Source organism: Methylobacterium gregans, from assembly GCF_022179245.1.
GTDB classification, from domain to species: Bacteria; Pseudomonadota; Alphaproteobacteria; order Rhizobiales; family Beijerinckiaceae; genus Methylobacterium; species Methylobacterium gregans.
This window is the reverse complement of the sequence record NZ_BPQM01000035.1, coordinates 1-17,407: the sequence shown is the minus strand read 5'-3', so window position 1 is coordinate 17,407 and position 17,407 is coordinate 1. Positions and strand designations below refer to the sequence as shown.

Genomic DNA, 17,407 nt, shown 5'->3' with positions numbered 1-17,407 from the left:
GAATACAAGGGATCGTAGTGCCCCGTTAAACCAACATCCGGCAGTTGCATGAGCCTTAAGGATTTCCGGCTACGCCCGGATCCTGCCCGCGAAGCAGGCCGCCCGACTCGAAGCGGCCCCCGGGCTCCAAAGGGGATGAGCATGACGAGATTGCGCACCATCGGCGCCAAGGTCGGGCTCTGCCTCGCGCTCATCTTCGGCCTCGTGGCGGCGCTGGGCGCGGTGTCCGTGCGCGAGCTGCACGCGGTGAACGGCGAGGCGGCCGAGCTGCGCGACACCCACCTGCCGGCGACCCAGATCCTCGGCAAGATCCAGGTTCTGGTGCTGCGCCAGCGCGTCAACGGGGTCCGCATCATCACGGCGGACACGCCGGAGCTGCGCGCCGACGTCCAGGCGACCATCGACAAGCGCGACCGCGAGCTCACCGAGCTGCGCGCCGCCTACCGCGCGTTGCCCGCCACCGAAGCGGCGCGCGGCCTCTTCGCGGCCTACGAGAGGGAATGGGAGTCCTACCAGGACCTGCAGGCGCGGATAGCCGCCATGGCCGCGGGCGGCGACCGGGACGGCGCCCAGAAGATCTACATCACCACCATGTCGACCGGGATCGGCAAGGTGCTGGGCGAGTTGCAGAAGCTCGTCGATCTGAACGACGGCTACGCGGACGCCAGCGGCGACCGGGCCCGCACCGTCTACGAGCGGGGTCTCACGCTCACGCTCGTCCTCGTCGGCCTCGTGGTCGCGGTGATCGCGGCGGCCATCGTCGGCCTCGTCCTTCATGTCGGGCGGCCGGCGCGGCGCATCACGGACGCGATGAACCGGCTCGCCGGGGGCGATACGGGCTTGGCCATCCTGGGGGCGGACCGGCGCGACGAGATCGGCGCGATGGCCGCGGCGCTGGCGGTGTTCCGCGACAACCTGATCCGCACCCGCCGGCTCGAGGAGGAGACGGCGCAGGCCCGCGCCGGCGCCGAGGCGCAGCGCAAGGCGGCGATGCGCGAGATGGCCGACGGCTTCGAGCGCGCGGTCGGCGGCATCGTGGCGACCGTGACATCGGCGGCGACGGAACTGCAGGCCACCGCCCAGAGCATGGCCTCGACCGCGCGGGAGACCGCGGGCCAGTCCGTCTCCGTCGCGGCCGCGGCCGAGCAGGCGGCCACGAACGTCACCACCGTGGCGGCGGCGGCCGAGGAGCTCGGCGCCTCGGTCAGCGAGATCGGGCGGCAGGTCGACGGCTCGGCGGGGCTTGCAGGCACTGCAGTCTGCGAGGCGGAGCAGACCGCCGCGCTGGTGCAGGAGCTGAGCAGCGCGACCGCCCGCATCGGCGACGTGGTGGCGCTGATCTCTTCGATTGCGGGCCAGACGAACCTGCTGGCGCTCAACGCCACGATCGAGGCGGCGCGCGCGGGCGAGGCGGGCCGCGGCTTCGCGGTGGTGGCCGCCGAGGTGAAGGAACTCGCCAACCAGACAGCGCGGGCGACCGAGGAGATCACGGGCCAGATCGGCCGGATCCAGGCCTCGACCGGCCAAGCGGTCGGTGCCATCGGCGGTATCACGGGCCGCATCCGCGAGATCAGTGGCGCGGTGACCGCGATCGCGGCGGCGGTGGAGGAGCAGGGCGCGGCCACCCAGGAGATCGTCCGCAACGTGACCCAGGCGGCGGCGGGCACCGGCGAGGTGACCACGAACATCGCGGGCGTGGCGGGTGCCGCCGAGGAGACGGGCGCCTCCGCCGCCCAGGTGCTCGCCGCGGCCTCGGAGCTGTCGCGCCAGTCCGAGCACCTCAACGGCGAGGTCGGGCGCTTCCTGGCCGGCGTGCGCGCTGCCTGAGGAGCGGCGGGTCGAGAGCGGCCGCGGAGGGTCTTCGCGCCCGTAGGTATCCGATATGCCAAGGTGCGGCGCCCGTGCTACGCAGCGGCATCATCGGCGGGAGGCAGCATGAGTTCGGCGACGGGGCCCGGCGGGGCGGATATCGAGCGGGTCGCGATCGACGACGCGAGTCTCGGCGCCTTCTACCGGAGCATGAATCCGACCGAGCGCCACACCTTCTGGGCCTGTGCCGCGGGCTGGGCGCTCGACGGCATGGACTTCATGATCTACCCGCTGGTGATCGGCACGATCATCACGCTGTGGCAGGTCGAGCCCGGCACCGCGGGTCTCGCCGCGACCGTGACGCTGCTGGCCTCAGCGCTCGGCGGCTGGCTCGCGGGCTTCGTCGCCGACCGGATCGGCCGGGTACTGACCCTGCAGATCACCATCCTGTGGTTCTCGTTCTTCTCGCTCGTCTGCGCCTTCGTGCAGAACTTCGAGCAGCTCCTCGTCGCCCGCGCGCTGCTCGGGCTCGGCTTCGGCGGCGAGTGGGCGGCGGGCGCCGTGCTGATGGGCGAGACCATCCGGGCGCAGTATCGCGGGCGCGCCGTGGGCTCGGTCCAGTCCGGCTGGGCGATCGGCTGGGGCATGGCGGTGCTGGCGCAGGCCGTGCTGTTCTCGTGGCTGCCGCCCGAGAGCGCGTGGCGCTGGATGTTCGTGATCGGCGCGCTCCCGGCCCTCCTCGTGTTCTACCTGCGCCGCTACGTGAAGGAGCCCGAGGTCGCCGCCGAATCCCGCGCGCGGGCCGCCGCCTCCGGCGACCGGCCGCGGATCTGGGAGATCTTCTCCGGGCCGATCCTGAAGACCACGATCCTGGCCTCGCTGGCCTCGGCCGGCTGCCAGGGCGGCTACTACGCCATCACCACCTGGCTGCCGCGCTTCCTCACCACCGAGCGCGGCCTCTCGGTCGTCTCCTCGACGGGCTACCTCGCGGCACTCATCGTCGGCTCGTTCGTCGGCTACCTCGTCGGCGCCTGGCTCGCAGACCGGCTCGGGCGACGCCCGCTCTTCCTGATCTTCTCGCTCGGCGCCATCGCGGTCATCCTGGCCTACACGCAGCTGCCGCTCTCGAACGCCGTGCTCTGGGTGCTGGGCTTCCCGCTCGGCTTCTTCGCCTCGGGCTACTTCTCGGGGATGGGCGCCTTCCTCACCGAGCTCTACCCGACGCGCCTGCGCGGCTCGGGCCAGGGCTTCTGCTACAATTTCGGCCGCGGCATCGGCGCCCTGTTCCCGGCGCTCGTCGGCTACCTATCGGCCCAGGTGGGACTGGCAGCCGCCATCGCGGGCTTCGCGGCCGCCGCCTACGGGGTGTTCTTCGTGGCGGCCTTCGCGCTGCCCGAGACGCGGGGCCGCGTGCTCCACGCCGACGCCTGACGCCAATGCCCGAGCCGGAGGCCCGCATGAGCGCGACGCCCGACCCGATCCCCCTCTGCCCCGCCCCCGACCCGAGCCCGCGCGGCCCGACGCGCTACCGGGTGCCGGCGGGCGCGGTCGACACCCACGCCCACGTCATCGGCCTGCCGCCGGCCTACCCGCTGGTGCCCGAGCGCAGCTACACCCCGCCCGCGGCGCCGGGCGAGCGCTACCTCGCTATGCTCGACGCGACCGGCATGGCCAACGGCGTGCTGATCCAGGTCAGCGTGCACGGCACCGACAACCGGCGCATGGTCGAGACCCTGCGGGCGAACCCGGAGCGCCTGCGCGGCGTCGCGGTGATCCCGCTCGGCCTGCCCGACCGGGAGCTCGCCGACCTCAAGGAGGCCGGCGTGGTGGCCCTGCGGCTCAACGTGCTGTTCGGCGGGGGCGTCGGCTTCGCGGAGCTGGAGGCCTACGGCGCGCTGGCCCGCGAGATGGGCTGGCACCTTCAGTTCCTGATCGACGCCCGCCAGATGCCACCGCTCGCCACCCGCCTCGCGCGCCTGCCCGTGCCCTTCGTGGTCGACCATATGGGACACATGCCGACCTCGGCCGGGCTCGATGATCCGGGCTTCCGCACCCTGGTCGATCTCGTGCGCGACGGGGCCTGGGTGAAGCTGTCGGGCGCGTTCCGCACCTCCGTCGCGGGCGCGCCCTACGCGGACACGATCCCCTTCGCCCGCGCGCTCCACGCGGCGGCGCCCGAGCGCTGCCTCTGGGGCTCGGACTGGCCGCACGTCGCCGCCTGGGCGGGCCCGCCGCGGATCGGCGACCTGCTCGACCTCGTGGCGGACTGGATCCCGGACGAGGCGGACCGGCACCGGTACTTCGTGGAGAACCCGCGCCGGCTGTACGGGTTCGGGGAGCTGGGCTGAGGGGGCACAGCCCCCCTCAACCCACGGCCACCAAACATCTCGGATACATGGCCGCGCTCTCCCTGCCCACTCTGCGGGGGAGGGAAACAGCGTCGAGAGCAGCGATCCTCCGGCCCCGCCTCACTCCCCCTGCCAATCGTGGGCCGCAACCAGGGTCTCCACCGGCGTGGGCTCCGGCCTGCGCCACGCGGCCGGCTGATCCTCCGAGCCGGTGCCCAGCGGGCACTGGACCATCACGCTGTCGCTCCAGCGGCCGTACTTGTAGCCGACGCCGGCGAGGTAGCCGACGCGGGCGAAGCCGCAGGCCTCGTGCAGGCGCAAGCTGGCCTCGTTCTTCGCGTCGATGTAGCCGATGATCTGCCGGTAGCCGCCCGCGGCACAAGCCTCGATCAGGGCCGGCAGCAGGCGCCGGCCGATGCCGGCGTGCAGGTGCTCGGGGTGCACGTAGATCGAGTGCTTGAGCGTGAAGCGGTAGGCCGGCCGCTTGCGGAACGGCACCGCGTAGGCGTAGCCCGCCACCTGCCCGTCGCGCTCGGCGACCAGATGCGGCAGGCGCTTCTTGCGCATCGTCTTGCGCCGCCGCTTCAGGTCGTCGGGCAGCAGGCGCTCCTCCTCGAAGTCGCCCGTGTCGCCGACGCCCCGACGGATGTGATGCTCGTAGATCGCGATCATCGCCGGCACGTCCGCGTCCGAGGAGGGTCGGATGACGATGCCGGGATGAGTCGCGACCGGGGCGTCGGCTTCCATCAGCGACCCTCGCGCAGCACGTAGGTATAGAAGCGGATGCGCCCGTCCGGCTCGTGCTGGCGGTAGACGCCCTGGATCTCCGCCTCGAAGCCCGGGAACAGGTTGGAGGCCGCCTCGAACATCTTGAAATAATCGAGCATGGGCTTTGCGCGCTCATCGATCCGCTCGCCCGGCAGCACCGTGCCGATCCCGGGCGGATAGACCAGAAGCAAGGTGGTGGCCACACGCCCCTCGGCCTCGGCGATCGGCACGAAGTCGACGTGGTTGCGGGTCAGCATCTGGGCCGCGTCCTTCGGGGCCATCACCATCTCGGGCAGGTGCTCGGGGGCGAACTGCTTGCGCTGGAGCGCCGAGGTGTTCGCCTCCCGGTGGAACGCGTGGTAGTCGGCGCAGAGGTCGCGCAGGCGCACGCCCGCGTAGCGGGCAGGACGGCGCCGGACGAATTCCGGCATGGCTTCTTCGAGCGGCGCGTTCTCGTCGTGCAGGCGCTTGAAGGCGACGAGGCCTGAGATCAGCGTGCCGGCCTTGGAGGATTCCACGCCCGGGGTCAGCAGGAAGAGCAGCGAGTTCAGGTCGTTCTTCTCCGGCACGATCCGGTTCTCGCGCAGGTACTGCGCCACGATCGGGGCCGGCACGCCGTGGTCGGCATAGGCGCCCGTGTGGCGATCGAAGCCGGGGGTGAGCACCGTGAGCTTGTTCGGGTCGGTGATGGCGTAGCCCGGCGCCACATGGGTGAAGCCGTGCCAGCGCGCGCCCGGCGTCAGTTCCCAGTGGCGCGGGTTGGAGGCGAGCTCGTCCGTGGGCACGCTCTCCCAGGGCACTTCCGTCCCGTCCGCGGTCCGGGTCACGTCCGGCACGAAGGGATCGAAGAACCAGCGCTTCAGCGGATCGCGCTCGTTCTCGAACTCCTTGCGGATAGCGCGCGCCTTCTTGCGCCACTCGATCCCGAGACGAATCGTGTCGTCCCACAGGATCATCCCTGAGCGCCCCTTCATCATCTGGGCGCCGACGTCGAGCGAGGCGAACAGGGGATAGAAGGGCGAGGTCGAGGCATGCACCAGAAAGCTCTCGTTGAGCCGTCGGTGCTCGACGCGCCGGGTCTGTCCGCGGATGTGCCCGTCCTTGGTGTGGATCTGCGAGGCCTGGCTGAAGCTCGCGAGCTGCTTGTGGGTCGACTGCGTGGCGATAATGCCCGGAGCCGTTTCGTCGAGCCCGGTCAGCCCCATGGCGAAGCGGCGCTGGTAGAGCGGGTGGAACTTCATGAAGCCCGCCCAGGCCTCGTCGAACAGGATGTAGTCGCAGAGGTGGCCGATCCGCTCCAGAATCTCCTGCGCGTCGTAGATCGTGCCGTCGTAGGTGCACTGCTCGATCACCGCGACGCGGAACGGGCGTTCCTTACGCCACGCCTCCTTGTCCTTCACCAGGGGGTTGGCCCGGATCTTCTCGCGAATCCGCTTCTCGTCCAGGGCCTCGTGGTAGATCGGCCCGATCAGGCCGTAAGCATTCCGGTCCGTCTCCAGGAAGATCGGGATGCCGCCGCCGAGGAAGAGCGCGCCGTGATGGGCCGCCTTGTGGTTGTTGCGGTCGAACAGCACGAGGTCGCCCTCGGCCACCAGCGAGGACAGCACGATCTTGTTCGAGGCCGAGGTGCCGTTGAGCACGAAGTAGGTTTTCTCCGCGCCGAAGATCTGCGCGGCCTCCTTCTGGGCCTTCAGCGCCGGCCCTTCGTGGGTGAGCAGGTCGCCGAGATCGAGGACGGAGTTGTCGAGGTCGTCGCGAAAAATCGCCTCGCCCAGATGCTCGACGAAGATCCGTCCGATGGGCGAGCGATTGTAGAAGATGCCGCCGTTGTGGCCGGGGCAGGTCCAGAGCTGGTTGCCCTTCTCGGCGTAGTCGACCAGCGCGCCGAAGAACGGCGTCTTCAGGGTCTCCGCGTACTGAGTCACGCGGCTGACGAGGCCGCGGGCGATGAATTCGGGCGTCTCCTCGGCCAGGAAGATGTAGCCGTCGATGAAGTCGAGAAGCTCGACGGGGATGTCCTCCAGGCGCTTGCGGCGGACCATGATGACGATCGGCATCTCCAGGCCGCGCTTGCGCATCATGTCGATGAGCGCCGCCGCCTTGCCGTCGAGGCCGCGCTTGCCCCAGTCCACCACGAGGCAGCCGACCGCGGCGTCGGTCTGCACCGCGATGGCGGCGTCCTCGACGCGCCGCGCCCGCACCACCTCGAAGCCGCGCTGCTCGACCGCCGCCACGATCTGATCGACCCGCGCGCCCTCGAGATCGCCCGGGTCGAAGGTCGGCGTGCACATCAGCACGGTGAAGCGGCGGTGGAAGTCCATGAACGGGCTCCTGTCGGTCGGCGTCGGCGGGGAGATAGGGCCCCGCGCGGGTCCGGCAGGCTTTCGGGCGCGGAGATGACGCCTGGATGACAGGTGAAGCGCGACGACCGTCCACTCTCCCCCCTCTGCGGGGGAGGGTGGACGTCGAGTCAGTGAGGATCAGTCGGGACGGACGGAGTCCCGCAGAGAGGGGAACCTGGCTTCCCGAAGAGCCCAGCGTTGATGCCGAGCACTGTCCTGAACCGTCACTCTCCTCACCCGTCGCCCTTCGGCGCCACCTTCCCCCTCAGGGGGAGGACGTTGCGCATCCCCGCAAGTCCCCGTTGACCATCCGGCGGATCGGCCCGAGCGCCGCAACGCTTTGGTCAGGCTCCGTGCAGGAGTGTCCGCCATCGACAGGGCGGGACGCGGCGATGATGCGGGTGGTGGCGGACGGCGAGACGGGGACCGGGACGGTCCAGTTCTCGGAATTGCTCGGCGCGCTGAGCCATGCCCTCGACCTGACCGAGGGCCAGCCCGCCGGCCACTGCGTGCGGGCGACGTGGATCGGCTTCCAGATCGGCCGGCAGATGGGCCTGCCGGAGCTGCAGCTCTGGGAACTCTACCACACGGTGATGCTGAAGGACCTCGGCTGCTCCAGCAATGCCGCGCGCATCTGCGAGCTGTACCTGTCCGATGATCTGAGCTTCAAGCGCGACTTCAAGACGGTGAGCGACAGCCTGCCGAAGGTGCTGGGCTTCGTGTTCTCGCATACGGGCCTGAAGGCGGGCCTCGCCGAGCGCTTCCGGGCGGTGCTCAACATCCTGCAGAACGGCGGCGCGATCGTCGACGACCTGATCCAGACCCGCTGCCAGCGCGGCGCCGAGATCGCCAGGGCCCTGCGCTTCCCGCCCGCCGTCTGCGGCGCGATCCACGCTCTCGACGAGCACTGGAACGGCGGCGGCCGGCCCGACCGGCTCGCCGGCCCCGCGATCCCGCTCTACGCCCGGGTGGCGCTCCTCGCCCAGGTGGTGGACGTGTTCCACACCGCGGCCGGCCGCGCGGCGGCCTTGGCCGAGGTGCGGGCGCGCGCGGGCACGTGGTTCGACCCGCAGGTGGTGGCCTGCTTCGAGGCCGTGGCGGCCGAACCGGGCTTCTGGGAGATGCTCGCCTCCCCGGAGGTCGAGGCCGCGGTCTTCGCGCTGGCGCCGCGCAGCCCAATCGTGGTGGACGAGGACTATCTCGACGACATCGCCCGCGCCTTCGCGCAGATCATCGACGCCAAGAGCCCCTTCACCTCCGGCCATTCGGAGCGGGTCGCGGTCTACGCCGACCTCGTGGCGGCCGAACTCGGCTACGCTCCCGAGCAGCGGCGCTGGCTGCGGCGCGCCGCCCTGCTGCACGACATCGGCAAGCTCGGCGTCTCGAACGCGATCCTCGACAAGAACGGCAAGCTCGACGACGCCGAGTGGCAGGACATGCGCAATCACGCGGCCCTGTCGGAGACCATCCTGGCGCGGGTGGCGGCGTTCCACGAGATGGCGCGGATCGGCGGCGGCCACCACGAGCGGCTCGACGGCAAGGGCTATCCGCGGGGCCTCAAGGGCCCGGAGATCGCGCCCGAGACCCGCATCGTCTCGGTGGCCGACGTGTTCGACGCGCTCACCGCCGACCGGCCCTACCGCAAGGCGATGCCGGTGGAGAAGGCGCTCGGCATCATGCGGACCGACGTCGGCGCCGCCTTCGACCCGGACTGCTTCGCCGCCCTGGAGCGGGCGATCGCCGGGCTTGAGGCGGGACTGCCGGGGATGCGCGCGGCGGCGTGAGCCGCGGCATCCCCCCTCCCCTCTCTGGGGGGAGGGCGAAAGCGGTTCCGCCCCCGTCTCAGGTCACCACGCTCGGCTCGCTCCGGCCGGTGATCTCCGCGATCCGCGCGATCGCCCGGGCGGCCTCGACCACCGGCGCCAGCACCGCGGCCGGGTCGGCGTCGAGCCGGTCGCGGTCGTAGCGCTCGATATAGACCCGCAGCGTCGCCCCGGCGGTGCCGGTGCCCGAGAGCCGGTAGACCACCCGGGCATCCTCCGCGAACCCGATGCGGATACCCTGCCGCTCGGTGACCGAGCCGTCGACCGGATCGACGTAGCGAAAGTCGTCCGCGCTCGCGACGGTGAGGCCGGCGACGCTCCGGCCCGGCAGGCTCGCGAGCGCGTCGCGAAGCCCCTGCATCAGCCGCTCGGCGGCCTCGCTCTCGATCTCCTCGTAATCGTGCCGGGTGTAGTAGTCGCGCCCGAAATCCGCCCAGTGCGCGCGCACGATCGCGTCGGCGCGCTCACCCGTGACCGCCAGGATGTTGAGCCAGAGCAGCACCGCCCAGAGCCCGTCCTTCTCGCGCACGTGGTTCGAGCCGGTGCCGGCGCTCTCCTCGCCGCAGAGCGTGATCAGCCCGGCATCCAAGAGATTGCCGAAGAACTTCCAGCCGGTCGGCGTCTCGTAGGCCCGGATGCCGAGGCTCGCAGCGACCCGGTCGGCCGCGCGGCTCGTCGGCATCGAGCGGGCGATGCCCGCCAAGCCCCCCGCATAGCCCGGCGCCCGGTGGGCGTGGGCGGCGAGGATCGCGAGGCTGTCGCTCGGCGTCACGAAGAGGCCCGGGGCCACGATCATGTTGCGGTCGCCGTCGCCGTCGGAGGCCGCGCCGAAATCGGGGCTGTCGGCCCCGTGCATCAGGTCGAACAGGTCCTTCGCGTGGACCGGGTTCGGGTCCGGGTGGTGGCCGCCGAAATCCTCCTGCGGCACGGCGTTGACGACCGTGCCCGGGGCGGCACCGAGCGCGCCCTCCAGGATCGCCTTGGCGTAGGGACCCGTGACCGCGCTCATCGCGTCGAAGCGCATGCGGAAGCCGCCCGCGAACAGCGCTCGGATCGCCTCGAAATCGACGAGCTCGCGCATCAGCGCCGCGTAGTCGGCGACCGGATCGATCACCGTGACGGTCATCCCCTCCACCGTGACGTCGCCGAGCCGGTCGAGGTCGAGGTCCGGCCCGTCGATGATGCGGTACGCGGTGATATTCTTCGCCCGCTCGAAGATCGCTGCGGTGACGCTCTCGGGCGCCGGGCCGCCGTTCCGCGTATTGAACTTGATGCCGAAATCGCCCTCCGGGCCGCCCGGGTTGTGGCTCGCCGAGAGCACGAGGCCGCCGATCGCCCCGTGTTTGCGGATCACGCAGGAGGCCGCGGGCGTCGAGAGCAGGCCCCCCTGCCCCACCAGCACCCGCCCGAAACCGTTGGCCGCCGCGATCCTGATCGCGGTCTGCACCACCGTGCGGTTGAGGAAGCGCCCGTCGCCGCCGATCACCAGGGTCTGGCCGCCCTTGTCGGCGATCGTGTCGAAGATCGCCTGGACGAAGTTCTCGACGTAGTGGGTCTGCCGGAAGACCGGCACCTTCTTGCGCAGGCCCGAGGTGCCGGGCTTCTGGTCCGGGAAGGGTTGGGTCGGAACGGTCTTGAGGGCCATCGGCGGGGGCTTTTCCTTCGGGACGCGTCGTCGTGGAGGGGCGCCGCGGCCGGGCGCGAACCTCGGCCGTAACGACTAGGGCGATAGGGCCACGGTTCAACGGCTGTCAGAGACATCGGGGCGGGGACTCTCATGCGGTCTCCGCCGGACGGGGAGTAGCCCGCACCCGAACCGTCCTTATAATGCTGGCCAAACCGCCCCGAACGGGGCTGACGCCTGCCCCTCGCCCGAGTCCTGCACGATGTCCCGCATCCCGAACTTCGCCGAGGTCCCGTTCTCGGGTGCTGCGCTCCCGGTGGCGCCTCCCGCCTCCGGGGAAGCCTGGATGAGCCCCGAGGGCATTCCGGTGAAGCCCGCCTACGGGCCGGCCGACCGCGAGGGGCTGGAATTCCTCAGCACCTATCCTGGCCTCGCACCGTACCTGCGCGGGCCCTACCCCACCATGTACGTCACGCAGCCCTGGACAATCCGGCAGTATGCGGGCTTCTCCACGGCCGAGGACTCGAACGCCTTCTACCGGCGCAACCTCGCGGCCGGGCAGAAGGGCCTCTCGGTCGCCTTCGATCTGGCCACCCACCGCGGCTACGATTCGGACCACCCGCGCGTCTCGGGCGACGTTGGCATGGCGGGCGTCGCGATCGATTCGATCTACGACATGCGCACCCTGTTCTCGGGGATCCCGCTCGACGAGATGACGGTCTCGATGACGATGAACGGCGCCGTCCTGCCCGTTCTCGCCCTCTACATCGTCGCGGCCGAGGAGCAGGGGGTTCCCCCGCAGAAGCTCGCCGGCACCATTCAAAATGATATTCTTAAAGAATTCATGGTCCGCAACACCTACATCTATCCCCCCAAGGGGTCGATGCGGATCATCTCGGACATCTTCGCCTACACCTCGGCCAACATGCCGAAGTTCAACTCGATCTCGATCTCCGGCTACCACATGCAGGAGGCCGGGGCGACGAACGACTTGGAACTCGCCTACACGCTGGCTGACGGCGTGGAGTACATCAAGGCGGGCCTCGCGGCGGGGCTCACCATCGACCAATTCGCTCCGCGCCTGTCCTTCTTCTGGGCGATCTCGACGAACTTCTTCATGGAGATCGCCAAGATGCGGGCCGCGCGCCTGATCTGGGCGAAGCTCGTCAAGGAGTTCGAGCCGAAGAGCGACAAGTCGCTGCCCCTGCGCACCCACTCGCAGACGAGCGGATGGTCGCTCACCGCGCAGGACGTGTTCAACAACGTCACCCGGACTGCCATCGAGGCGATGGCGGCGACGCAGGGGGGCACGCAGTCGCTCCACACCAACGCGCTGGACGAGGCGCTGGCCCTGCCGACCGACTTCTCGGCCCGGATCGCCCGCAACACCCAGCTCTTCCTGCAGCAGGAGAGCGGCACCACCCGCATCGTCGATCCGTGGGGCGGCTCCTACTACGTCGAGCGCCTCACCGCCGACATCGTGGCCCGCGCCTGGGAGCATATCCGCGAGGTCGAGTCGCTCGGCGGCATGGCCAAGGCCATCGAGGCCGGCATCCCGAAGCTCCGCATCGAGGAGGCCGCCGCCCGCGCCCAGGCCCGGATCGATTCGGGCCGCCAGACGATCGTGGGCATCAACAAGTTCAAGCCCGACGACGAGATGAAGATCGAGCTGCTGCGCGTCGACAACGGCAACGTGCGCACGCTCCAGATCGACAAGCTCAAGCGCCTGCGCTCCGAGCGCAATCAGGCCGACGTGGAGGCCGCGCTCGCCGCGCTCACGCAGGCGGCGGAGGGTGCGGGCAACCTGCTCGAACTGGCGGTGAACGCGGCCCGGGCCAAGGCCACGGTCGGCGAGATCTCGGAGGCGCTGGAGCAGGCCTGGGGCCGGCACCGGGCCGAGATCCGCTCGATCTCGGGCGTCTACAAGCGGGAGGTCGGCGGCATGTCGCCTGTGGTCGAGAAGGTGCGCGGCCTCGTCGAGGCCTTCGAGGAGAACGACGGGCGCCGCCCCCGCATCCTGGTGGCCAAGATGGGCCAGGACGGGCACGACCGCGGCCAGAAGGTGATCGCCTCGGCCTTCGCGGATCTCGGCTTCGACGTCGATATCGGGCCGCTCTTCGCCACGCCCGCCGAGGCCGCGCGGCAGGCGGTGGAGAACGATGTGCACATCGTGGGCGTCTCCTCGCTGGCGGCCGGCCACCTGACCCTGGTGCCGGAGTTGCGGGCGGCGCTGGCGGAGGCCGGCCGGGACGACGTGATGATCGTGGTCGGCGGCGTGATTCCGCCGGGGGACTACGACGCGCTCTACGCGGCCGGCGCCTCGGCGATCTTCCCGCCCGGCACCGTGATCGCGGACGCCGCCGTGAAGCTGATCGAGGAGCTGAACGGGCGGCTGGGCTACGGGGCGCGGGCGGCCGCAGAGTAGACGGCAAGGGTCGGGCGCGCCCGACCCGCCCTCCTCGCTGCCGGCCGAGAACGGCTCCTCCGTCCGATCGTTTCCTATCTTTTGATCGCCTGCCTAGAGCCGCTCCCGATCCATCGCGATCGGGGGCGGCTCTAGGCTTTTATTTTGGCGCGCGCTCTCGCGGCGAAACGGCGTCCGCCTCTATGAAAGCGCTCAAGCTGCCTGCGGCCAGGGCGCGCGCGGGTGTCGTGCGACTGCACGGGCCTCGGAGCGCCGCGCGCGGCCAGGACCATAGCAGGCGAATTTTCCTCAACATTAACACAATCTTGGGAATCCGAGCCTCATAGCTGTCTACAGGCGGCGCTCCAGGTCTCGATGCACAGATGTCGATTCGGGTTCATCTGCTCGTTTGGATGTTCATCGTCCTCACGCGGCTTGTATGTTCCAGAGTGGATCTGGTCTTGAGCGCGCTCGACGGTGCGGATGTCGTGCTCCTGGGCTCGGCCCTGCTTCTGAGCCGCGGCGCCGTCCGGGCGCGGTATCCGCTGTTTCGCCCCGTCTTCGCGACGTACGAGGCCTCGGTGCTGGTCGCCTATCTCGGGCTGCACGCGATGCCGTTGTCCTACGCGGTCCAGAAATTCGGTAGCCCACTGCAGGACGGTACGCTGATCGCCTTCGATCGGGCGCTCGGATTCGACTGCGTGGCATTCATGACCTGGGCCGCCGGCCACGCGCCCGCCTACGCGCTGCTGGGAAAGATGTACCAGCACTTCCCCTACATAGCGCTCGCGGTCTTCGCGTGCGGGCTGACGTTCCATCGGGCCCAGGATGTCGGCCCACGCTTTCTCGTGTCCTTCATCATGGCCGTCCTGCTGACAGCGCTCGTCTCGGCTCTCTTCCCCGCCTACGGCGCAGTGATCCTCCTCGATCCGACGCTTGCCGCCGGCGCAGTCGGGGCGACGCCGGCGGCGCATCTCGACGCTCTCCGATCCGGGCTGATGCGCGAGATGCCCGTGCAGGTGGGCAGCCTGATCTCGTTCCCCTCGATGCATGTCGGCCTGGGACTGCTGATCCTCCACAGCCTGCGCAGGTCCTGGCTTCTCCCGCTCTTCGCCCCGCACGCCCTCGTATTCATGCTGACGGCGCTCACTCACGGCGGACATTATTTGGCCGATTGCCTCGCCGCCCTGCCGCTGGCGGCAACGAGCATCTGGCTGTCCCGAACCCTTCTGGCTCGGAGACGGGGTGCGGCGAAGTCGCCTGAGGTGAGCGGTGCCGCAACCCTGGCCGGCATGCCGGCCTGATCCCGACAGCGTCGGCGCGGCACCCTGCTCGAACCGGGCCCTTGCCAAATCCCTGCGACGATCTGTAATGATATCGACCCCTTCCCGGTCCCGCCGGTCGCGTTCGCGGCCCGCGGGCGCGCCGAACCCGCTCACGTTTCGGTCGCGTCCTCGCCGTCGGTTCTCCGCGGCGACCGTCGGATTTCCAGTCAGGCCGGGGGGTGTCGGCTCAGGCGTCGGGCTCCGGCGCACGGTTTTCAGATTCACGGCCGGCCCGAACCGGTCGAGATGTCTTCGCGAGGTCGGGGAAAGGATGGTCGAACGCACAGCATCGGTTGCCGTTGCTCGTGCCGCAGGCGCGCGTGTTTCACGTCGCGCCGGTTCGTCCCTCCCCTCGGCCAGGTTCAACCCCAGGCACGCGCGTGCGTGCCGCTCGGCGGTTGGCGCCAATCCCTTCCGTTCAGACCCCGCGGCCTCGGTGACGAGGCCGGTACGAGTGCGCCCCACGGCCTCGCGGCCGGGGGCGGCTCCGCCGGGATTCGGGCTCAGGAGAGCGACGTCGGCCGCCATGTCGAAAGTTCGTCATGGCCAACAACAAGATGCTCATCGACGCGATGCACCCGGAGGAGACCCGGGTCGTCACGGTCCACGGGTCTAGGGTCGAGGAGTTCGACTTCGAGGCCGCCAACCGGCGCCAGCTGCGCGGCAACATCTACCTCGCCAAGGTGACGCGGGTGGAGCCCTCGCTCCAGGCCGCCTTCGTGGAGTACGGCGGCAATCGCCACGGCTTCCTCGCCTTCAACGAGATCCACCCCGACTACTACCAGATCCCGCTCGCCGACCGGCAGGCGCTCCTCGAGGAGGAGGCCCGCGACGCCGAGGAGCACCGCGAGCGCGAGGAGCGCCGCCGCTCGTCGTCCCGCCGCTCGCGCGGGCGCCGCGCCTCGGCCCGCCGCAGCGAGTCCGACGCCACCGTGAGCGCCGAGGAGACCGCCGCGCCGGTCGTCGATGAGGCCGGCGCCCCCGGCACGTCCGACCTCGCGTCCGAGGCCGCTCCGGCGGACGAGGCCGTGCCGGTGATCGGCGGCGATGCCTCCGCGGACCTGCCCGACGCCGCGACCGCGAGCGTCGAGATTTCCGAGAGCGAGACTTCCGAGGGCGAGATGGCCGCCAGCGCCGAGGCGCCGGTCGAGGCCGTCACGGCCGAAGCCGCCGCCGAATCTGCCGAGCGCGCCGAGGCCGAGGAGACGCGCGCCGGTGCGGCCGAAGCGGAGGCCGCTCCCGCCACCGTGACCGGCGAGCCCGCCCCCGGCCCGGACGCCGAGGTCCGCACGGCCGTCGCCGGAGCCCTGACCATCACGGAGGCCCCCATCGCCGAGCCGGACGCGGAATCCGACGAGGACGACGAGGACGAGGATCACGACGAGGACGAGGATCACGACGACGACGAGGATCACGACGACGAGGACGAGTCGGACGAGGGCGACGAGGAGGATCCCGACGCCGAGCCGCGGGTCGCCCAGGTCGGCGGCAACGGCGACGCGCTCGCCGAGATCCCGGACCGTCCGCGCGCCCCGCGCCGGCACTACAAGATCCAGGAGGTGATCAAGCGCCGCCAGATCATCCTGGTGCAGGTCGTCAAGGAGGAGCGCGGCACCAAGGGCGCGGCGCTGACCACCTACCTGTCGCTCGCCGGCCGCTACTCGGTGCTGATGCCCAACACGGGCCGGGGCGGCGGCATCTCGCGCAAGATCACGAGCGCCGCCGACCGCAAGCGCCTCAAGGAGGTCGTCTCCGACCTCGACGTGCCGGAGGGGATGGGCGTCATCCTGCGCACGGCCGGGGCGTCCCGCACCCAGCCCGAGATCAAGCGCGACTTCGAGTACCTGATGCGGCTCTGGGAATCGGTGCGCGAGCTGACGCTCACCTCGATGGCGCCGGCGCTGGTCTACGAGGAGGGCTCGCTGATCAAGCGCGCCATCCGCGATCTCTACAACAAGGACCTCGACGAGGTGCTGGTGGCGGGCGACGAGGCCTACCACGAGGCCCGGGACTTCATGCGCATGCTGATGCCCGGCCAGTCGAAGGTGGTGAAGCCCTACCGCGACACGACGCCGATCTTCGCCCGCTACGGCATCGAGCAGCAGCTCGACGCGATGTTCTCCACGCACGTCTCGCTGAAGTCGGGCGGCTACCTCGTGATCAACCCGACCGAGGCGCTGGTCTCGATCGACGTGAACTCGGGCCGCGCCACCCGCGAGCACGACATCGAGGACACCGCGCTCAAGACGAACCTCGAGGCCGCCGAGGAGGTCGCCCGGCAGCTGCGCCTGCGCGATCTCGCCGGCCTCATCGTCATCGACTTCATCGACATGGAGGAGAAGCGCAACAACCGCGCGGTCGAGAAGAAGCTGAACGAGTGCCTGAAGAACGACCGTGCCCGCATCCAGGTCGGCCGGATCTCGCCCTTCGGTCTCCTCGAGATGAGCCGCCAGCGCATCCGCACGGGCGTGCTCGAATCCTCCTCGATCCCCTGCGCGCATTGCGGCGGCTCGGGCTTCGTGCGGGCGACCGCCTCGGTGGCGCTCCACATCCTGCGCGCCCTTGAGGAGGCGCTGCTCAAGTCGGCCACGCACAACCTCGTGCTGCGCACCCGCACCGAGGTGGCCCTCTACATCCTCAACCAGAAGCGCGCGCATCTGCGGGAGCTCGAGGTGCGCTTCGGCGTTACCGTCACCATCGCGGCCGACGAGCGGCTCGCCGCCACCACGCCCTACCAGCTCGATCGCGGCGAGCCCGCCCAGCGCGCCGAGGGTCCGGTGACCGGCGTGCGCGCGGTCGCGGTCTCGCCCGCCATGGAGATCGACGACGAGATCGAGGAGGAGGATCTCGTCGAGGGATCCGAGGCCGAGGCCGGGGACGAGTCCCAGGAGGATGAGGCCCAAGGCGAGGGTCGCGCCGAAGCCCGCGAGGACGGCGAAGGCCGCCGTCGCCGCCGTCGCCGTC

At 70.4% G+C, this 17,407-nt stretch carries 10 protein-coding genes; 7 read left to right on the top strand and 3 right to left on the bottom strand.

What is annotated here, in order from left to right; genetic code table 11:
* Window positions 1-141: 141 nt before the first annotated feature.
* The 3 genes from MFF54_RS08740 to MFF54_RS08730 all read left to right on the top strand — a co-directional run bounded on the left by MFF54_RS08740 (window position 142) and on the right by MFF54_RS08730 (window position 4,157).
* Window positions 142-1,827 carry a methyl-accepting chemotaxis protein gene (locus MFF54_RS08740; protein ID WP_238302217.1) on the top strand — a complete coding sequence of 562 codons (1,686 nt, stop codon included), beginning with the start codon at window positions 142-144 and terminating at the stop codon, window positions 1,825-1,827.
* A gap of 108 nt (window positions 1,828-1,935) precedes the next feature.
* Window positions 1,936-3,240: an MFS transporter gene (locus MFF54_RS08735; RefSeq protein WP_238302216.1), complete on the top strand. Its 1,305-nt coding sequence runs from the start codon at window positions 1,936-1,938 to the stop codon at window positions 3,238-3,240.
* A 26-nt stretch (window positions 3,241-3,266) separates the two neighbouring features.
* Window positions 3,267-4,157, top strand: coding sequence for an amidohydrolase family protein (locus tag MFF54_RS08730; protein ID WP_238302215.1), 891 nt, complete (start codon window positions 3,267-3,269; stop codon window positions 4,155-4,157).
* A 120-nt stretch (window positions 4,158-4,277) separates the two neighbouring features.
* Here the strand turns inward: MFF54_RS08730 and MFF54_RS08725 are convergent, their stop codons facing one another.
* Both MFF54_RS08725 and MFF54_RS08720 read right to left on the bottom strand, forming a co-directional pair.
* Complete coding sequence (locus tag MFF54_RS08725; RefSeq protein ID WP_238302214.1) at window positions 4,278-4,904, bottom strand: GNAT family N-acetyltransferase; 627 nt, start codon at window positions 4,902-4,904, stop codon at window positions 4,278-4,280.
* Window positions 4,904-7,246 (bottom strand): Orn/Lys/Arg family decarboxylase, encoded by a 2,343-nt coding sequence (locus tag MFF54_RS08720; protein ID WP_238302213.1) that lies wholly within the window; start codon window positions 7,244-7,246, stop codon window positions 4,904-4,906. The genes MFF54_RS08725 and MFF54_RS08720 overlap by 1 nt, the downstream gene beginning before the upstream one ends.
* A gap of 416 nt (window positions 7,247-7,662) precedes the next feature.
* Here MFF54_RS08720 and MFF54_RS08715 point away from each other — a divergent pair, with 416 nt between their 5' ends.
* Complete coding sequence (locus MFF54_RS08715; RefSeq protein WP_238302225.1) at window positions 7,663-9,051, top strand: HD-GYP domain-containing protein; 1,389 nt, start codon at window positions 7,663-7,665, stop codon at window positions 9,049-9,051.
* 58 nt (window positions 9,052-9,109) lie between these two features.
* Here MFF54_RS08715 and MFF54_RS08710 read toward each other — a convergent pair whose 3' ends face one another.
* Window positions 9,110-10,735 carry an alpha-D-glucose phosphate-specific phosphoglucomutase gene (locus MFF54_RS08710; RefSeq protein ID WP_238302212.1) on the bottom strand — a complete coding sequence of 542 codons (1,626 nt, stop codon included), beginning with the start codon at window positions 10,733-10,735 and terminating at the stop codon, window positions 9,110-9,112.
* A gap of 241 nt (window positions 10,736-10,976) precedes the next feature.
* Here MFF54_RS08710 and scpA point away from each other — a divergent pair, with 241 nt between their 5' ends.
* From scpA to MFF54_RS08695, 3 genes are all read left to right on the top strand, one after another.
* A complete protein-coding gene (gene scpA, locus MFF54_RS08705) occupies window positions 10,977-13,139 on the top strand; it encodes a methylmalonyl-CoA mutase (RefSeq protein WP_238302211.1) in 2,163 nt (720 codons plus the stop codon).
* Window positions 13,140-13,579: 440 nt separating this feature from the next.
* Window positions 13,580-14,422 (top strand): phosphatase PAP2 family protein, encoded by an 843-nt coding sequence (locus MFF54_RS08700; RefSeq protein ID WP_238302210.1) that lies wholly within the window; start codon window positions 13,580-13,582, stop codon window positions 14,420-14,422.
* A 563-nt stretch (window positions 14,423-14,985) separates the two neighbouring features.
* On the top strand, window positions 14,986-17,407 hold a 2,422-nt coding region (locus MFF54_RS08695), incomplete at its 3' end, for an Rne/Rng family ribonuclease (protein ID WP_238302209.1).

Coding starts and splice junctions, on each gene's coding strand:
- MFF54_RS08730 (WP_238302215.1), top strand. CDS start 3,267: ATGAGCGCGACGCCCGACCCGATCCCCCTCTGCCCCGCCCCCGACCCG.
- MFF54_RS08710 (WP_238302212.1), bottom strand. CDS start 10,735: ATGGCCCTCAAGACCGTTCCGACCCAACCCTTCCCGGACCAGAAGCCC.
- MFF54_RS08720 (WP_238302213.1), bottom strand. CDS start 7,246: ATGGACTTCCACCGCCGCTTCACCGTGCTGATGTGCACGCCGACCTTC.
- MFF54_RS08725 (WP_238302214.1), bottom strand. CDS start 4,904: ATGGAAGCCGACGCCCCGGTCGCGACTCATCCCGGCATCGTCATCCGA.
- MFF54_RS08740 (WP_238302217.1), top strand. CDS start 142: ATGACGAGATTGCGCACCATCGGCGCCAAGGTCGGGCTCTGCCTCGCG.
- MFF54_RS08735 (WP_238302216.1), top strand. CDS start 1,936: ATGAGTTCGGCGACGGGGCCCGGCGGGGCGGATATCGAGCGGGTCGCG.
- MFF54_RS08715 (WP_238302225.1), top strand. CDS start 7,663: ATGCGGGTGGTGGCGGACGGCGAGACGGGGACCGGGACGGTCCAGTTC.
- scpA (WP_238302211.1), top strand. CDS start 10,977: ATGTCCCGCATCCCGAACTTCGCCGAGGTCCCGTTCTCGGGTGCTGCG.